This window comes from Enterobacter asburiae, assembly GCF_007035645.1.
Lineage (GTDB): Bacteria > Pseudomonadota > Gammaproteobacteria > Enterobacterales > Enterobacteriaceae > Enterobacter > Enterobacter asburiae_B.
The window spans coordinates 4,293,911-4,308,086 of record NZ_AP019632.1; the positions used below are offsets into that span (position 1 = coordinate 4,293,911).

Sequence of the window (14,176 nt, forward strand, 5' to 3'; positions counted from 1 at the left end):
GATGATTTATATATCCGCTGTTGGCATGGTCAACGCGCTGGGCAACTCGCCTGACGAGATTGCCGCGAACCTGACGGCAGGCGTGGCGCCGGGGATGCACGCCCGGACCGGCTGGTTGCAGGGTTTACCCGAAGCCGTACTGGGCGGCGTGGAAGGCGAGCTTCCGCCCATCCCGGACGCCTTCGCCGCACACCGCACCCGCAATAACCAGCTGCTGCTGGCCGCGCTGGCGCAGATTCAGCCCGCCGTTGACGAGGCCATCGCCCGCGTCGGTCGCGACCGCGTAGCCGTGGTGCTGGGAACCAGCACCTCCGGGCTGGACGAAGGCGATGAGCACGTGCGCCACATGACCGACGGCGAGAGCAGTACGCGCTGGCAGTATCCGCAGCAGGAGCTTGGCGATCCGTCCCGCTTCCTCGCCAACTGGCTTCAGCTCGAAGGCCCGGCCTATACGATCTCCACGGCCTGCTCTTCCAGCGCGCGGGCGATGATCGGCGGTAAACGTCTGATTGAAGCCGGGCTGGTGGACATCGCCATTGTCGGCGGGGCCGATACCCTGAGCCGGATGCCCGTCAACGGCTTTAACAGCCTTGAATCTTTCTCCCCTACGCTCTGCGAGCCGTTTGGTCGCGACCGCCGGGGGATCACCATTGGTGAAGCCGCCGCGCTGATGGTATTGAGCCGGGAGCCCGCGGACGTGGCGCTGCTCGGAACGGGCGAATCCAGCGATGCGTACCATATTTCCGCCCCGCATCCGCAGGGTGAAGGGGCGATAAGGGCTATCGCGCAGGCGCTTAACGAAGCGGGTATACAGCCGCAGGATATCGGCTACATCAACCTGCACGGCACGGCCACGCCGCTCAACGATCAGATTGAATCGCAGGTGATTCACGATCTCTTCGGGGAAAGCGTGCCGTGCAGCTCAACCAAACACCTTACCGGCCATACGCTGGGCGCCGCCGGCATTACCGAAGCGGCCCTGAGCTGGCTAATTCTGACGCGCGATCTGCCGTTGCCGCCGCAGGACTTCGCCCGCTACGCGCCGGACGACACGCTGGCGTCGTGCGGCCTGCTGCACCAGCGCACCGCTCTGAAAAAGCCGGTCATTTTGTCTAACTCGTTCGCGTTTGGCGGTAACAACGCCAGCATTCTGCTGGGGAGAGCCTCATGAGCTACTTATCACCCGAAGCCTATCTGCCGCACGAGCCGCCGATGCTGCTGCTGGGGTCCGTTGAGAACGTTACGGACGACACGGCGGTCTGCCGCGTGGCCGTCAACGGGCAAAGCGTGCTGGCGCCGTTTCTCAACGCCGATGGCGACCTGCCGGGCTGGTACGCGCTCGAGCTGATGGCGCAGACCGTCGGCGTCTGGTCAGGCTGGCATCGCCAGCAGCAGGGGCAGGATCATATCGCGCTGGGCATGGTGCTCGGCGCGCGCGAGCTGGTCTGCGCCAGCGGGCGTTTCGCCGCAGGCCTGACGCTGGACATCACCGTTAAGCTGCTGATGCAGGACGAACGCTTCGGCAGCTTTGAATGCGCGATTTCCGCTAATGAAGAGACGCTGGCCACGGGCCGGGTCAACACCTTCCAGCCGAGTGCAGAAGAATTAACATCGCTTTTTAATCAGGGATCTAACGCATGAGTCGTTCCGTACTGGTCACCGGGGCCAGCAAAGGCATAGGGCGCGCCATCGCTCGTCAGCTTGCCGCCGACGGGTTTACCGTAGGCGTGCATTACCATCGTGATGCCGCAGGCGCGCAGGAGACGCTGGACGCCATCACGCAGGCGGGTGGCAACGGTCGTTTACTCGCCTTTGATGTGGGCAACCGCGAACAGTGCCGCGAGGTGCTGGAGCAGGAGATTGAAGCCCATGGCGCATGGTATGGCGTGGTCAGCAACGCCGGAATTACGCGCGACGGCGCCTTTCCGGCGCTGAGCGAAGACGACTGGGACAGCGTGATCCACACCAACCTCGACAGTTTTTATAACGTCATTCACCCCTGCATTATGCCGATGATTGGCACCCGTAAAGGGGGGCGCATTATCACCTTATCGTCCGTGTCCGGCGTGATGGGCAACCGCGGGCAGGTGAACTACAGCGCGGCCAAAGCGGGCATTATCGGCGCCACCAAAGCGCTGGCGATTGAGCTGGCAAAACGCAAAATCACCGTCAACTGCATTGCCCCGGGGCTGATTGATACCGGCATGATTGAGATGGAAGAGGCCGCGCTGAAGGAAGCCATGTCCATCATCCCAATGAAACGGATGGGCCAGGCTGAAGAGGTCGCCGGGCTGGCAAGCTATCTGATGTCAGATATTGCGGGCTACGTTACCCGCCAGGTCATTTCCATTAACGGAGGCATGCTATGACGCGTCGCGTGGTGATTACGGGCATGGGCGGCGTGACCGCCTTTGGCGAAACCTGGCAATCCGTTTCCAGCAGGCTGCTGGCGTATGAAAACGCGGTGCGTAAAATGCCGGAATGGCAGGTGTACGATGGCCTGCATACCCTGCTGGGCGCGCCGATCGACGATTTCACGCTGCCGGAACACTATACCCGCAAGCGTATTCGCGCCATGGGCCGCGTGTCGCTGATGTCGACCCGCGCCACCGAGCTGGCGCTGGAACAGGCGGGGCTGATTGGCGAAGCGGTGCTCACCAACGGCCAAACCGGTATCGCCTACGGTTCTTCGACAGGCAGCACCGGTCCGGTCAGCGAATTCGCGACCATGCTCACCGAAAAGCACACCAATAACATCACCGGGACAACCTACGTCCAGATGATGCCGCACACCACGGCGGTGAATACCGGGCTGTTCTTTGGGTTGCGCGGCCGCGTGATCCCGACGTCGAGCGCCTGTACCTCCGGCAGCCAGGCGATTGGCTACGCCTGGGAGGCGATTCGCCACGGGTATCAGACCGTGATGGTCGCGGGGGGCGCGGAAGAATTGTGTCCGTCTGAAGCGGCGGTGTTTGACACGCTGTTTGCCACCAGCCAGCGTAACGACGAACCCAAAACCACCCCTTCTCCGTTCGATACGCAGCGCGATGGTCTGGTCATTGGGGAAGGCGCAGGCACCCTGATTCTGGAAGAGCTGGAGCACGCCAGAGCGCGCGGGGCGACAATCTACGGTGAGATCGTGGGCTTTGCCACCAACTGTGACGCGGCCCATATCACCCAGCCTCAGCGTGACACCATGCAGATTTGCATGGAGCAGTCGCTGGCCATGGCGGGATTAAGCGCCCGGGATATGGGGTATATCTCCGCGCACGGTACCGCCACCGATCGCGGCGATATCGCCGAAAGCCTGGCCACCGCCGCTATCTACGGTGACAGCGTGCCGGTTTCCTCGCTGAAGAGCTATTTTGGCCATACGCTGGGTGCCTGCGGCGCGCTGGAAGCGTGGATGAGCCTGCAGATGATGCGTGAAGGCTGGTTTGCCCCGACGCTCAATTTAACGCAGCCGGATGAGCAATGCGGTGCTTTAGATTATATTATGGGAGAAGCCCGCCAGATTGACTGCGAGTATCTGCAGAGCAATAACTTCGCGTTTGGCGGCATCAACACCTCGATTATCATTAAACGCTGGGCGTAACTATGTACCAGTTTGTACTGGGAAAAATCTCCACCCTTTGCGCGGACCCGCTGGCGTCAGCGCTCGCAGACAGGGCGCCTCAGGGTGCCCGACAGGCCTCCTGGCTGGCCGGGAGAACGCTGCTCGCCAGAACGTTATCCCCTCACCCGCTCCCCGACATCATTTACGGTGAGCAGGGGAAACCGGCCTTTGCGAAGGGTCATCCGCTGTGGTTCAACCTGAGCCACAGCGGTGACGATATCGCCCTGCTGATGAGCGATGAAGGCGAAGTCGGCTGCGATATCGAAGTGATTCGCCCGAGGAAGAACTGGCAGGCGCTGGCTAATGCGGTATTCAGCATGACGGAGCATGACGAGCTGGAGCGTGAAGCGCCCGAGGAACGGCTTTCCGCCTTCTGGCGTATCTGGACGCGGAAAGAAGCGATTGTGAAACAGCGTGGCGGCAGCGCCTGGCAGATTGTCAGCATCGACAGCACGGCGCAGACGCACGCGGTCAGCCAGCTACAGGTCGGCTCGCTGAGCCTTGCCGTCTGCACATCGACCCCTTACACCCTGACCCACGAGTCGATTATTCACGTTGGGACGTTCGGGGCAGAAAAATCACTAACACACCCAGAATAATAAACCCGACGCCCACCAGCCCGTGCCAGGAGAAGCGCTCCCCCCAGCCCGGCAGCAGGATCGCCGCGCCCCACACCAGAATATAGCTGAGGCTCAGCAGGGCATACGCTTTGCTGAGCGCCATGCGATGCAGCGCCAGATACCAGCAGCCCATCGAGGCCACGTACCCCGTCAACCCCAGCAGCAGCGCGCCCGTGCCGGACGAGAAGTGCCACAGCGCGGAAACAAACGCCAGGATCTCACTGACCGGTGGCAATGCCTGCATGGCATTGCGCAGCAACAGCTGCGCCGCGCTGACTAACAGCACGCTGCATAAGGCGCAGAACGCTCCTTTCACAGGCTCCCTCCCAGGATAACAATCCCAATGATGATGAACCCTACTCCCAGCCAGTGATGCGCAGCAACGTGCTCACGCCAGAACGCCTTCGCCGCCAGCGTCACCCAGACAAAATTGAGGCTAAGCATAGGGTACGCGATGCCGACAGGCAGGCGTTGCAGCACCACCAGCCAGACCAGCATGCCACTCCCCAGCGCCAGCAGTGCCAGGCCAAGCCACAGCGCGATGTGCGCCCCGCGCCGCCCGGCTTTCGCCGGACGGGTGGCCTGTTTCTGGCACAGCTGTCCCGCGCAGCTGAGCAGGCTTGCCAGTATCAGCCAGATCCAGGTCATCACTTCGGCAGGTACTCCAGCAAGGCCAGACGCCCCTGGATATAGAGATTGTCCGGCTGCGGTAAATTCGCCCGTGAAATATCGTCGTGTTTTGACAGCAGCATGACCAGCGACACGCGCCCCTGCTGACGATGCGCTGCCAGCCACTGCGCGAAGTCGTCCTCACTGACAAAACGATCTTTCACATCGGGATAATCCAGCCCGTAGCGCAGTTCGCCGCTCTGACCAAACAGCGTGATGTCATTACGCTTCAGCTCCCACGCCAGGCCCGCGGCCACGCCCACGTTATTGGCCAGCACGAATCGGCTTTCCTGAAGCGGCTCGCGCACGGTATCGACCAGCGACTGCGGCTGTTTGGAATCCACCACCAGGTTAGGAATGGCAAAACCAATCAGCAGCGCCAGCCCTGCGGGGCACAGTGCCGCCAGCCACCAGCGCTGCTGGCTCTGTCTGAAGGTAAACCAGCCTACCGCGGCCCAGATGAGGAACGCCACCACCGCACAGAAGACTTTATACAGTTCGACCGACGTCCAGACCGGATGCTTAGACAGTCCCCACGGCGAGACCACCAGCGCCGCCACCACGCCGATAACGCCAAATGCCAGGTTAATCCCGCCGTTAATGCGTAACGCTCTGGCACCTTTTTCCGCCGCGAGGCAGGCATAGCGCGCCATCAGGATCGCCAGCGGGGCAAAGCACGGCAGGATATAGGTCGGCAGCTTGCCTTTGGCAATGCTGAAGAACAGCAGCGGCATCACCACCCAACCCAGCAGATAGAATCCGCCACCCGCGTTTTGTCGGTCATTCCAGCCGAGACGAATCGCACCGGGCAAAAGCGCAAGCCACGGCAGGCTGCCCGCGATCAGGAACGGTATGTAGTACCAGAACGGGGCTTTGTGCTGCGCGTCGCTCTGGGCAAAACGCTGAATATGCTCAACCCAGAAGAAGTAACGCCAGAAGTCAGGCTCACGCTGCGCAATAGCCAGCCCCCACGGCAGAACAATCAGCACACAGCTCAGGATCGCGAGCCAGCCAAAAATCAGCACCTCTTTCCAGCGCTTCCGGGCGATTACCCACGGCAGCACGCCAATCACCGGTACCGCCAGCGCCAGGAAGCCTTTGGTCATCACCCCCATCCCGCAGGCCAGCCCAAGCAGCACATAGCCGCCCGCTTTTCCGGCAACGGTTTGGGCCTGTGAGGCCAGCCAGAAGCTGCACATCGCCGCCACCAGCCACAGGGTGATGATAGGATCCAGCACCGCATACGTGCCGATGCCATACACCAGGAACAGGGTCAGGAAGATAAGACCGGAGAAAATGGCGGTCCGCTTATCTCGCCAGAGACGCCATGCCATCCAGATGACCAGCAGCGCCGCTAACCCGGTGGAGAATATAGAACCGGCGCGCACGGCGAGGTTGGTGTGCCCGAACAGCAGCTGCCCGATGCTGTTGATCCAGTAGCCAGCAATCGGTTTTTCAAAGTAACGCAGCCCCAGAAAATGCGGGACTACCCAGTCTCCGGATGCCAGCATTTCGCGGCTGATTTCCGCATAGCGCGTTTCATCAGGCTGCCAGAGCAGACGAATATCGACCGGAATGAGGTAGTAAACGATAAACAGTGCGAGAAGCGCTAAGCCATAACGGGCTGTTTTCATGGGACCGGACTCACGGTTTGTTGATAGCCAAGCCAGCCTTCCCGGCCAGCCATTTCATTACGGACGACTTTGCCCACGGGCAGGGTGCTGAGATCGTCCGGCAGCAGCTCGCTCAACGGACAAAATTCAATGCCCTCCTGAGCGGCCATCGTCAGCAGTTCGTCGAAATCATGCTGATACGCAATCCCTTCCACTTCGGCATGGATGGTATACACCGGCGTGCCGGCGTCACGATGGATGCGGTCCAGAATGTAGCGATTGAACTCATCCGCCTTCACCTCGCGCCCGACCACTTCATCCCAAGTGGGAAGCGTAACCGGAATTTGCACCGTTCCGTAGCGATTTTCGCCTAACAGCGGCAAAAAGGGCCCGGTTCCGCGACAGTCGCTGTTGTAGCGAAACGCAAAGGCTTCTTTGGCCTTCACGACGCGCTGATCCGCACGCCATCCCGCCACGGCGGAGCAACGCACGGGCTGACCGGTAATGGCCTCCAGCTCCAGCATCCCACGCTCGACCTCACGGGACAGGCGCGGGATATCCCAGACGCCCGCCCAGGCTTGCCAGGCATGGTGGTCCCAGGCGTGCAGACCCACCTCATGATGCTGCGCCGCCTCACGGATAACGGCTTCATTACCCGCGCCGATACGTCTGCCGGGCCAGGCGGTGCCGGCCAGCAAAATATCCCAGCCGTAGAGGGATGCTGCGCGCGAGCGCAGCATTTTGAACAGAAATGCCGGTTTAATCAGACGCCATAAATGGCGTCCCATGTTGTCAGGCCCCACGCTGAAGAAAATGCTGGAACGCACATCGTGCTTGCTCAGCAGTTCCAGCAGTTTGGGTACGCCGTCACGCGTTCCCCTGAAGGTGTCGACATCAATGCGTAAACCGACTTTTTTCATGAGGCCTGTTCCGACAGCTCCACGGTGCGCAGGAAGAAATCGAGCGTTTCGTCAATGGTCTGCTCCATCTTCACCGTCGGCGTCCAGTTCAGGCAGCGCTTCGCGTTGCGAATGCTTGGCTTACGGTGCTCAACGTCCTGGTAGCCCTTACCATAGTAGCTGCTGCTTTCCACTTCGCGGAAACCGGCAAACGGCGGGAACTTGTCGCGCAGCGGATGGCGCTCAAAGCTGGCCAGCAGCATCTCTGCCAGCTCGCGAATGCTCGCTTCGTTTTCCGGGTTACCGATGTTGATGATTTCACCGTTGCAGCGGTTATCTTTGTTTTCGATGATGCGGAACAGCGCTTCGATACCGTCGCTGATGTCCGTAAAGCAGCGTTTCTGTTTCCCGCCTTCGATAAGCTTAATTGGCGAGCCTTCCACCAGGTTCAGGATCAGCTGGGTGATCGCACGGGAGCTGCCGATACGCGCCGCGTTCAGGTTATCCAGACGCGGGCCCATCCAGTTGAACGGACGGAACAGGGTAAAGCGCAGGCCCTCTTTCTCACCGTAGGCCCAAATCACGCGGTCCAGCAGCTGTTTGGAGACGGAGTAAATCCAGCGCTGTTTGTTGATCGGCCCGACCACCAGATTGGAGGTGTCTTCATCGAAGTTCTTATCGGTACACATGCCGTACACTTCAGACGTGGACGGGAAGATGATGCGCTTGTCGTATTTCACGCAGTCGCGGATGATCTTCAGGTTCTCTTCGAAGTCCAGCTCGAACACGCGAAGCGGGTTACGGGTGTACTCGATTGGTGTGGCAATGGCGACCAGCGGCAGCACCACGTCGCATTTTTTAATGTGGTATTCAATCCACTCGGAATGGATGCTGATGTCCCCTTCCACGAAGTGGAAACGCGGGTTATCGAGGAAACGGCTGATGGCGTCAGAGCCGATATCCAGACCATAGATTTCGTAGTTATCGTCTTTGAGCAGACGTTCCGTCAGGTGGTTACCGATAAAACCGTTCACGCCGAGGATCAGCACGCGGGTACGGCGTTTGATGGCAACAACCGGTGCGCTGGTGATCAGCGCCCCGGCCACCAGACCCAGAGACTGCGCCAGCTGCATGCCCTGAACGTACAGGCCGTTGTCGGTTTGTCCGGTGACGATCTCCAGCGCCTGCTCGCCGCAGCTCACAATCAGCGGGGAGACGGAGACGACGGTGCCCGGTTTGGCAGCAGGGATGTCGTCACGCACGCGGGATTTCCAGACGATAAATTTGCTTACGCCAGCAAAGCTGTACGCGCCCGGCCACGGGTCGGTTACGGCGCGCACCAGGTTGTGCAGCTGGCGGGCAGGCTTGTTCCAGTCCAGACGACCATCTTCCGGCGAGCGGCGGCCAAAGCTGCTTGCCTTGCTCTCATCCTGCTCGGTCTCGCTGAAGGTGCCGTTGAGGATGCCTGGAAGGGCATCACGCAGCAGCGTCTGCGCCGTTGCATTCAGCTTTTGATGCAGCTGCAGCGCCGTTTCGTCCGCATCAATAGCGACCTTCTGCTGTGCCACGATAGCGCCCGCATCAGCACGGCGCACCATGCGGTGCAGCGTCACGCCCGTTTCCGTTTCACCGTTCACCAGCACCCAGTTCAGCGGAGCGCGGCCGCGGTAGGCGGGCAGCAGAGAACCGTGAAGATTAAAGGCGCCTTTTGCGGCCAGACCTAAGATCTCGTCAGAGAGCAGGTTGCGATAGTAGAACGAGAAGATTACGTCAGGCGCGAGCGCGCGGATGCGATCCACCCACAGCGGGTGGTTGACGTCGTCCGGTGCATAAACCGGGATCCCACGCTCGGCGGCGATACGCGCCACGGAGCCAAAAAAGTTATTCTCTCCGGTCGTGTCCGGATGGGTAAATATTGCCGCAATGTCATAGCCCGCTTCCAGCAGGGCCAGCGTGCCCGTGCACCCCATATCGTGATAGGCAAATACAACAGCTTTCATGGGTGAATTTCCTCTTGAGATGCTTTGTGTTCCTGACGGACAACACGTTGAATAAAGTAGCGCGGACGCGCGCGAACATCGTTATAAATACGGCCAATGTATTCACCGAGAAGGCCCATCCCGACAAACTGGGCGCCGATGAACATAAACAGCACGGCAAAGAGCATGAAGACCCCTTCCGCCGCCCACTGCGGGCCAAAGACCAGGCGCAGTACCACCAGCAGAACGGACAACGCAAACCCGGCCACGGCGATGATGCTGCCGAACACGCTCAGCAGACGCAGCGGCGTGGTGGTCAGACAGGTGATGAGGTCATACATCAGGTTGATGAGACGCATAAAGCTGTACTTCGACTCCCCATGCTCGCGCTCGGCGTGCAGAACCGGAATCTCCGTTGCCTTGCGGGCAAAGGTGTTGGCGAGGATCGGAATAAAGGTGCTGCGCTCATGGCAGTGCAGCATCGCGTCGACAATATGGCGGCGGTAGGCGCGCAGCATGCAGCCGTAATCGCCCATCGCTTTACCGGTCGTGCGCTGGATAAGGCGGTTGATGGTGCGTGAGGCCAGCTTGCGAAACAGACTGTCCTGACGGTTCTGACGTACCGTGCCGACCACGTCATAGCCTTCATCGGCTTTGGCGACCAGGCGCGGGATCTCTTCCGGCGGGTTTTGCAGGTCAGCGTCCAGGGTGATGACCAGATCGCCCGTGACGTGGCTAAACCCCGCCATAATCGCCGAGTGCTGGCCGTAGTTGCGGTTGAGCAGCACGGCAACAATATGGCTGCCTTCGGCCTGCGCGGCCTCGGTCAGCATCAGCGCGGAATTATCGCTACTGCCATCATCTACCAGCAGAATTTCATAAGCCTTGCCCATCGTATCGCAGGCGGCGGTTGTACGACGGATCAGTTCGGGCAGGCTCTCCTGCTCGTTATAAACCGGGATTACCACGGAAACTTTTTGTACAGGCGGTGCACTGAACATATCAATGTCCTGCAAGCTGATGGAGTGCGGTAATGACGCGGGTTGTGTCGTCATGAGTCATGTCCGGGAAAAGAGGGAGAGAACAAATACGCGCGCTATTCCATTCAGAATTCGGGAGCGATACATCAGGAAAACGCTCGCGGTAGTATTTTTGGGTGTGCGCCGCGCGGAAGTGGAGGCCGGTACCGATGCCTTTCTCTTTCAGCGCCGCCATCAGGTTGTCGCGTGAGATCCCGCAGCGCGCTTCGTCAACGCGAATAATAAACAGGTGCCAGGCGTGCACGTGCGGCCATGACGGAATGGTGAGCGGCTGGAACGGCGTATCGGCAAGCTCACGCAGGTAGCGTTCAGCAATTTCCTGGCGGCGCCTGTTGGCCTCTTTCAGTTTGCCTAACTGCACCAGCGCCAGCGCGGCGTTGATATCCGCCAGGTTGTATTTATAGCCCGGCGCGATCACTTCCGCCTGCGGCGCGCGGCCGTGCGTCTGGCGGTCATAGGCATCTACGCCCAGGCCATGGAATTTCAGGCTGCGGATCCGCTGTGCCAGCTGGGCATTATCCGTGACGACTAAGCCGCCTTCCGCGCAGGTCATATTTTTAATGGCGTGGAAGGAAAAAATCGCGGTCCCTTTCCATCCCACATGACGGTTCTTGTAGTAGGTTCCGGCGGCATGGGCCGCATCTTCAATAACCGGAATACCGTGACGTTCACCGATGGCATGAATGGCGTCGATTTCACACGGCGCGCCGGCATAATGAACGGGAATAATGGCTTTGGTACGCGGGGTAATGGCGGCTTCAACGGCTTCTGGCGTCACCATTAATGTATCTTTGTCCACATCAATCATGACCGGTGTGGCACCCAGCAACACGATCATATTCAGCGTGGATACCCAGGTCTGGGAAGGGGTAATGACTTCATCGCCCGGGCCAATATCCAGCGCCATCAGCGTGACGTGCATACCCGCGGTGGCTGAACAGACGGCAATCGCATGCTGATTCCCGGTAAGCTGACAGAATGCCTCTTCAAGTTCCTGATTCTTAGGCCCAGTGGTGATCCAGCCCGACATCAAAACGTCCTGAAGCGCCGCAATTTCCTCAGCGCCCATCGACGGCCGCGAAAAAGGCAGAAAATCACTCATTATTAATTTCCTTGCAATAAAAATGGCATGTTTTTGATATTAACCAAATGCCAGCCCGTTTATTTCAACGAACCATAAACTTATATCAAAGTAGCTCTCTTTCCTTAGGGAAAAATTAAGACAACGTTTGCAACGTTATAAGACAACTAGCAGCTAGTTGAAAAACAACAAGTTAAATTAATATTAAATATTTTTAATGTGATCTTTTGCAACATTTTGAAATGGATTCATTTAAACCAATCATCAACAAACAAAAAAAATCCCGGCCATTTCAAAATAATATGAAATAGCCGGGAACTTTTCTTTTTAGTTAATTGTCGCGCTTATTAGAGATTATCTGGAAAGTTTTTCGGTAATTCACTGGCCGCACAGGCAATAACGCTTTCATTATTGGCACCGCAGTCGCGCACAAAGGTGATCGTGGCAAATTCATCAATCACTTCCGTTGGATACGCCGGACCCGCATCGCGATAGCTGTTCATCAGCGGAATATGGTCGTTCTGGAAGCAGACGGTTTTTTCCGGGTTGTTCATGACCCAGCGTGGGAAGAAGATGGTGCCGTGGAACAGCTTGTCGCCCAGGTTCACGATCAGGCTGACGTCGGTACCGGTTGGTTCGGTCCAGGAAATTTTATAGATGCTCTCGCCTACCCGCACGATATAAGCCTGCTGATCTTTCACCCAACGGTTGGCCACAAGACCGCTGTGAATACGGTAATCAAGCGTGGTCTCATTTTTTACGTAAATCTCGTAGTTCCAGCCGTTATCGTAGGTATATACAAGATGTTTACCAACAAAGCCGCTTAAGTCGTGTTTATCGAAGGTGTTCATAAGATGTCTCCTTTGTTTTGATGAGACGATCGTACCCCTTCAAAAAATGAATGAATAACGCTATGTTTTAATCAAATTCATCCAAATTTTAGATAAATCATGCATAAGACGACGCTGGAACAATGGGCTTTACTGGAAAGAGTGGTGGAAGCGGGCAGCTTTGCCAAAGCCGCGGAAGAAACCCACCGCAGCCAGTCCTCGGTGAGCTATAACCTGTCGCTGCTGCAGGAGCGGCTCGGCGTGGCGCTGCTGGTCCCGGAGGGGCGACGGGCGGTGTTAACTCCGGCCGGAGAACTTCTTCTCAACCAGGTTAAACCGCTGCTGAAAGCGTTTTCGTACGTTGAGACGCGCGCAGCGACACTTCGCAACGGGATGCGAACGCGGTTAGATCTGGTGGTGGACTCCATTTTCCCGCGCCGCCGCCTGTTCGCTATTCTTCGTCAGTTCCAGCAGCAGTATCCGCAGACTCAGGTACGTCTGACCGAAGTGCTGGAAAATACCCGCGCCGATGCCATTAACGACGAAGCCGATGTGATGGTCTTAACCCGCCGCCAGGACATTACCGGGCTCGGAGAATGGCTGATGAATATCGACTTTGTTGCCGTGGCCCATTCCCGGCACCCCTTGTTTCACCTCGACGCGCCGCTAAATGATGAGATGCTGCGCCCGTGGCCGCTCATCCAGATTGCGGACAGCCAGCCCGCCGCGCGTGCTGCCGGCGAGTCGTGGACCTTCTCCACCATCGATGCCGCGATTGAAGCCGTCGTCTCTCAGGTCGGCTACGGCTGGCTGCCAGAGGAACGCATCCAGACCCAGTTGGATCAGGGTGTACTAAAACGGCTGCCGCTGAGCCACGGCGCGCGCAGGGCAACGCCGCTTCACCTGATTGTTAAACGTTCCCTCGCCCCGCTTGATGAACAGGTTGAGACGCTGTTGCGCCTTTTTAGCCAGGAGCCGTCATCCTCACCTGCTACGCTATAAGGTCCGAACGTTAAAACGATAAGGAGCAGATGATGAAAATCGACTTTGCGGGGAAAGTGGCGCTGGTGACCGCCTCAACCGGCGGGATCGGATTCGCCATTGCCAGAGGTCTGGCAGAAAGCGGTGCGGAAGTGATCGTCAATGGCCGCAGCACGGAATCGGTGAATAAAGGCATTCAGCAGCTCCAGCAGGTGGTGCCGGGCGTACAGGTGCGCGCCGCGATTGCCGATCTCAGCACGGCGGAAGGGGTCGAGTCGCTTCTGAAGGTGGCGAATAACGTCGATATTCTGGTCAACAACGCCGGGATTTACGGCCCGCAGGATTTCTATGCCACCGACGATGAGACCTGGGAGCGTTACTGGCAGACCAACGTGATGTCCGGCGTGCGTCTGTCCCGCGCCCTGCTGCCGGGTATGGTGCAGAAAGGCTGGGGACGCGTGGTGTTTATCTCGTCAGAGTCGGCCTGCAATATTCCGGCGGATATGATCCACTACGGCGTGACCAAAACGGCGCAGCTCTCGCTGGCGCGCGGACTGGCGAAGTTTGTGGCGGGGAGCGGCGTGACGGTGAACAGCGTCCTGCCGGGCCCGACGATGTCTGACGGTTTCGCAGAGATGATGAAAGATGAAATCGAAAAAACCGGCAAATCGCTGGAGCAGCTGGCGAAAGAGTTTGTGATGGCCAACCGCCCCAGCTCGGTTATCCAGCGCGCGGCCACGGTGGAAGAGGTGGCCAATATGGTGATTTATGTCTGTTCGACCCAGGCCTCCGCCACCTCGGGCGCGGCGCTGCGCGTCGACGGTGGCGTCGTGGATGACATCATCTGA

Annotated in this window: 15 protein-coding genes; 7 read left to right on the forward strand and 8 right to left on the reverse strand. The window is 58.7% G+C overall.

The window, feature by feature from the left end; translation table 11 throughout:
* Position 1 precedes the first annotated feature (1 nt).
* From FOY96_RS20625 to acpT, 5 genes are read left to right on the forward strand one after another with little or no spacing between them, the layout of a single operon-like run.
* Complete coding sequence (locus tag FOY96_RS20625) at positions 2 to 1,171, forward strand: beta-ketoacyl-[acyl-carrier-protein] synthase family protein (protein ID WP_143347666.1); 1,170 nt, start codon at positions 2 to 4, stop codon at positions 1,169 to 1,171.
* A complete protein-coding gene (locus FOY96_RS20630; RefSeq protein ID WP_143347667.1) occupies positions 1,168 to 1,641 on the forward strand; it encodes a hotdog family protein in 474 nt (157 codons plus the stop codon). The genes FOY96_RS20625 and FOY96_RS20630 overlap by 4 nt, the downstream gene beginning before the upstream one ends.
* Positions 1,638 to 2,369 (forward strand): 3-ketoacyl-ACP reductase FabG2, encoded by a 732-nt coding sequence (locus tag FOY96_RS20635; protein WP_032662188.1) that lies wholly within the window; start codon positions 1,638 to 1,640, stop codon positions 2,367 to 2,369. Before FOY96_RS20630 ends, FOY96_RS20635 begins: the two co-directional genes overlap by 4 nt.
* On the forward strand, positions 2,366 to 3,595 hold the full coding sequence (locus tag FOY96_RS20640; protein ID WP_039263052.1) for a beta-ketoacyl-ACP synthase: 1,230 nt from the start codon (positions 2,366 to 2,368) through the stop codon (positions 3,593 to 3,595). The genes FOY96_RS20635 and FOY96_RS20640 overlap by 4 nt, the downstream gene beginning before the upstream one ends.
* A 2-nt stretch (positions 3,596 to 3,597) precedes the next feature.
* Positions 3,598 to 4,215 (forward strand): 4'-phosphopantetheinyl transferase AcpT, encoded by a 618-nt coding sequence (gene acpT, locus FOY96_RS20645; RefSeq protein WP_048977509.1) that lies wholly within the window; start codon positions 3,598 to 3,600, stop codon positions 4,213 to 4,215.
* On the opposite strand, the gene arnF is transcribed toward acpT, so the two are convergent.
* The 8 genes from arnF to FOY96_RS20685 all read right to left on the reverse strand — a co-directional run bounded on the left by arnF (position 4,163) and on the right by FOY96_RS20685 (position 12,368).
* Complete coding sequence (gene arnF, locus FOY96_RS20650; RefSeq protein WP_143347668.1) at positions 4,163 to 4,552, reverse strand: 4-amino-4-deoxy-L-arabinose-phosphoundecaprenol flippase subunit ArnF; 390 nt, start codon at positions 4,550 to 4,552, stop codon at positions 4,163 to 4,165. The genes acpT and arnF overlap by 53 nt on opposite strands.
* Complete coding sequence (gene arnE, locus FOY96_RS20655; RefSeq protein ID WP_039263049.1) at positions 4,549 to 4,884, reverse strand: 4-amino-4-deoxy-L-arabinose-phosphoundecaprenol flippase subunit ArnE; 336 nt, start codon at positions 4,882 to 4,884, stop codon at positions 4,549 to 4,551. Before arnE ends, arnF begins: the two co-directional genes overlap by 4 nt.
* Positions 4,884 to 6,539, reverse strand: a complete 1,656-nt coding sequence (gene arnT / locus FOY96_RS20660; RefSeq protein ID WP_143347669.1) for a lipid IV(A) 4-amino-4-deoxy-L-arabinosyltransferase — start codon at positions 6,537 to 6,539, stop codon at positions 4,884 to 4,886. The genes arnE and arnT overlap by 1 nt, the downstream gene beginning before the upstream one ends.
* A complete protein-coding gene (gene arnD, locus FOY96_RS20665; RefSeq protein ID WP_047652920.1) occupies positions 6,536 to 7,438 on the reverse strand; it encodes a 4-deoxy-4-formamido-L-arabinose-phosphoundecaprenol deformylase in 903 nt (300 codons plus the stop codon). Before arnD ends, arnT begins: the two co-directional genes overlap by 4 nt.
* Complete coding sequence (arnA, locus tag FOY96_RS20670) at positions 7,435 to 9,417, reverse strand: bifunctional UDP-4-amino-4-deoxy-L-arabinose formyltransferase/UDP-glucuronic acid oxidase ArnA (RefSeq protein WP_143347670.1); 1,983 nt, start codon at positions 9,415 to 9,417, stop codon at positions 7,435 to 7,437. The genes arnD and arnA overlap by 4 nt, the downstream gene beginning before the upstream one ends.
* Positions 9,414 to 10,397 carry an undecaprenyl-phosphate 4-deoxy-4-formamido-L-arabinose transferase gene (arnC, locus tag FOY96_RS20675; RefSeq protein WP_029740674.1) on the reverse strand — a complete coding sequence of 328 codons (984 nt, stop codon included), beginning with the start codon at positions 10,395 to 10,397 and terminating at the stop codon, positions 9,414 to 9,416. Before arnC ends, arnA begins: the two co-directional genes overlap by 4 nt.
* 1 nt (position 10,398) lies before the next feature.
* Positions 10,399 to 11,538: a UDP-4-amino-4-deoxy-L-arabinose aminotransferase gene (gene arnB / locus FOY96_RS20680; RefSeq protein WP_023309541.1), complete on the reverse strand. Its 1,140-nt coding sequence runs from the start codon at positions 11,536 to 11,538 to the stop codon at positions 10,399 to 10,401.
* Positions 11,539 to 11,864: 326 nt separating this feature from the next.
* Positions 11,865 to 12,368, reverse strand: coding sequence for a phenolic acid decarboxylase (locus FOY96_RS20685; protein ID WP_008503103.1), 504 nt, complete (start codon positions 12,366 to 12,368; stop codon positions 11,865 to 11,867).
* 99 nt (positions 12,369 to 12,467) lie between these two features.
* On the opposite strand from FOY96_RS20685, the gene FOY96_RS20690 reads away from it, so the two are divergent.
* Both FOY96_RS20690 and FOY96_RS20695 read left to right on the forward strand, forming a co-directional pair.
* Complete coding sequence (locus FOY96_RS20690) at positions 12,468 to 13,349, forward strand: LysR family transcriptional regulator (RefSeq protein ID WP_032662157.1); 882 nt, start codon at positions 12,468 to 12,470, stop codon at positions 13,347 to 13,349.
* Positions 13,350 to 13,381: 32 nt separating this feature from the next.
* A complete protein-coding gene (locus FOY96_RS20695; protein WP_045403298.1) occupies positions 13,382 to 14,176 on the forward strand; it encodes an SDR family NAD(P)-dependent oxidoreductase in 795 nt (264 codons plus the stop codon).

What these genes read in the sequence shown, in the direction of transcription:
- FOY96_RS20625 (WP_143347666.1), top strand. Translation starts at nt 2, where the DNA reads ATGATTTATATATCCGCTGTTGGCATGGTCAACGCGCTGGGCAACTCG.
- FOY96_RS20630 (WP_143347667.1), top strand. Translation starts at nt 1,168, where the DNA reads ATGAGCTACTTATCACCCGAAGCCTATCTGCCGCACGAGCCGCCGATG.
- FOY96_RS20635 (WP_032662188.1), top strand. Translation starts at nt 1,638, where the DNA reads ATGAGTCGTTCCGTACTGGTCACCGGGGCCAGCAAAGGCATAGGGCGC.
- FOY96_RS20640 (WP_039263052.1), top strand. Translation starts at nt 2,366, where the DNA reads ATGACGCGTCGCGTGGTGATTACGGGCATGGGCGGCGTGACCGCCTTT.
- acpT (WP_048977509.1), top strand. Translation starts at nt 3,598, where the DNA reads ATGTACCAGTTTGTACTGGGAAAAATCTCCACCCTTTGCGCGGACCCG.
- arnE (WP_039263049.1), bottom strand. Translation starts at nt 4,884, where the DNA reads ATGACCTGGATCTGGCTGATACTGGCAAGCCTGCTCAGCTGCGCGGGA.
- arnT (WP_143347669.1), bottom strand. Translation starts at nt 6,539, where the DNA reads ATGAAAACAGCCCGTTATGGCTTAGCGCTTCTCGCACTGTTTATCGTT.
- arnD (WP_047652920.1), bottom strand. Translation starts at nt 7,438, where the DNA reads ATGAAAAAAGTCGGTTTACGCATTGATGTCGACACCTTCAGGGGAACG.
- arnA (WP_143347670.1), bottom strand. Translation starts at nt 9,417, where the DNA reads ATGAAAGCTGTTGTATTTGCCTATCACGATATGGGGTGCACGGGCACG.
- arnC (WP_029740674.1), bottom strand. Translation starts at nt 10,397, where the DNA reads ATGTTCAGTGCACCGCCTGTACAAAAAGTTTCCGTGGTAATCCCGGTT.
- arnB (WP_023309541.1), bottom strand. Translation starts at nt 11,538, where the DNA reads ATGAGTGATTTTCTGCCTTTTTCGCGGCCGTCGATGGGCGCTGAGGAA.
- FOY96_RS20685 (WP_008503103.1), bottom strand. Translation starts at nt 12,368, where the DNA reads ATGAACACCTTCGATAAACACGACTTAAGCGGCTTTGTTGGTAAACAT.
- FOY96_RS20690 (WP_032662157.1), top strand. Translation starts at nt 12,468, where the DNA reads ATGCATAAGACGACGCTGGAACAATGGGCTTTACTGGAAAGAGTGGTG.
- FOY96_RS20695 (WP_045403298.1), top strand. Translation starts at nt 13,382, where the DNA reads ATGAAAATCGACTTTGCGGGGAAAGTGGCGCTGGTGACCGCCTCAACC.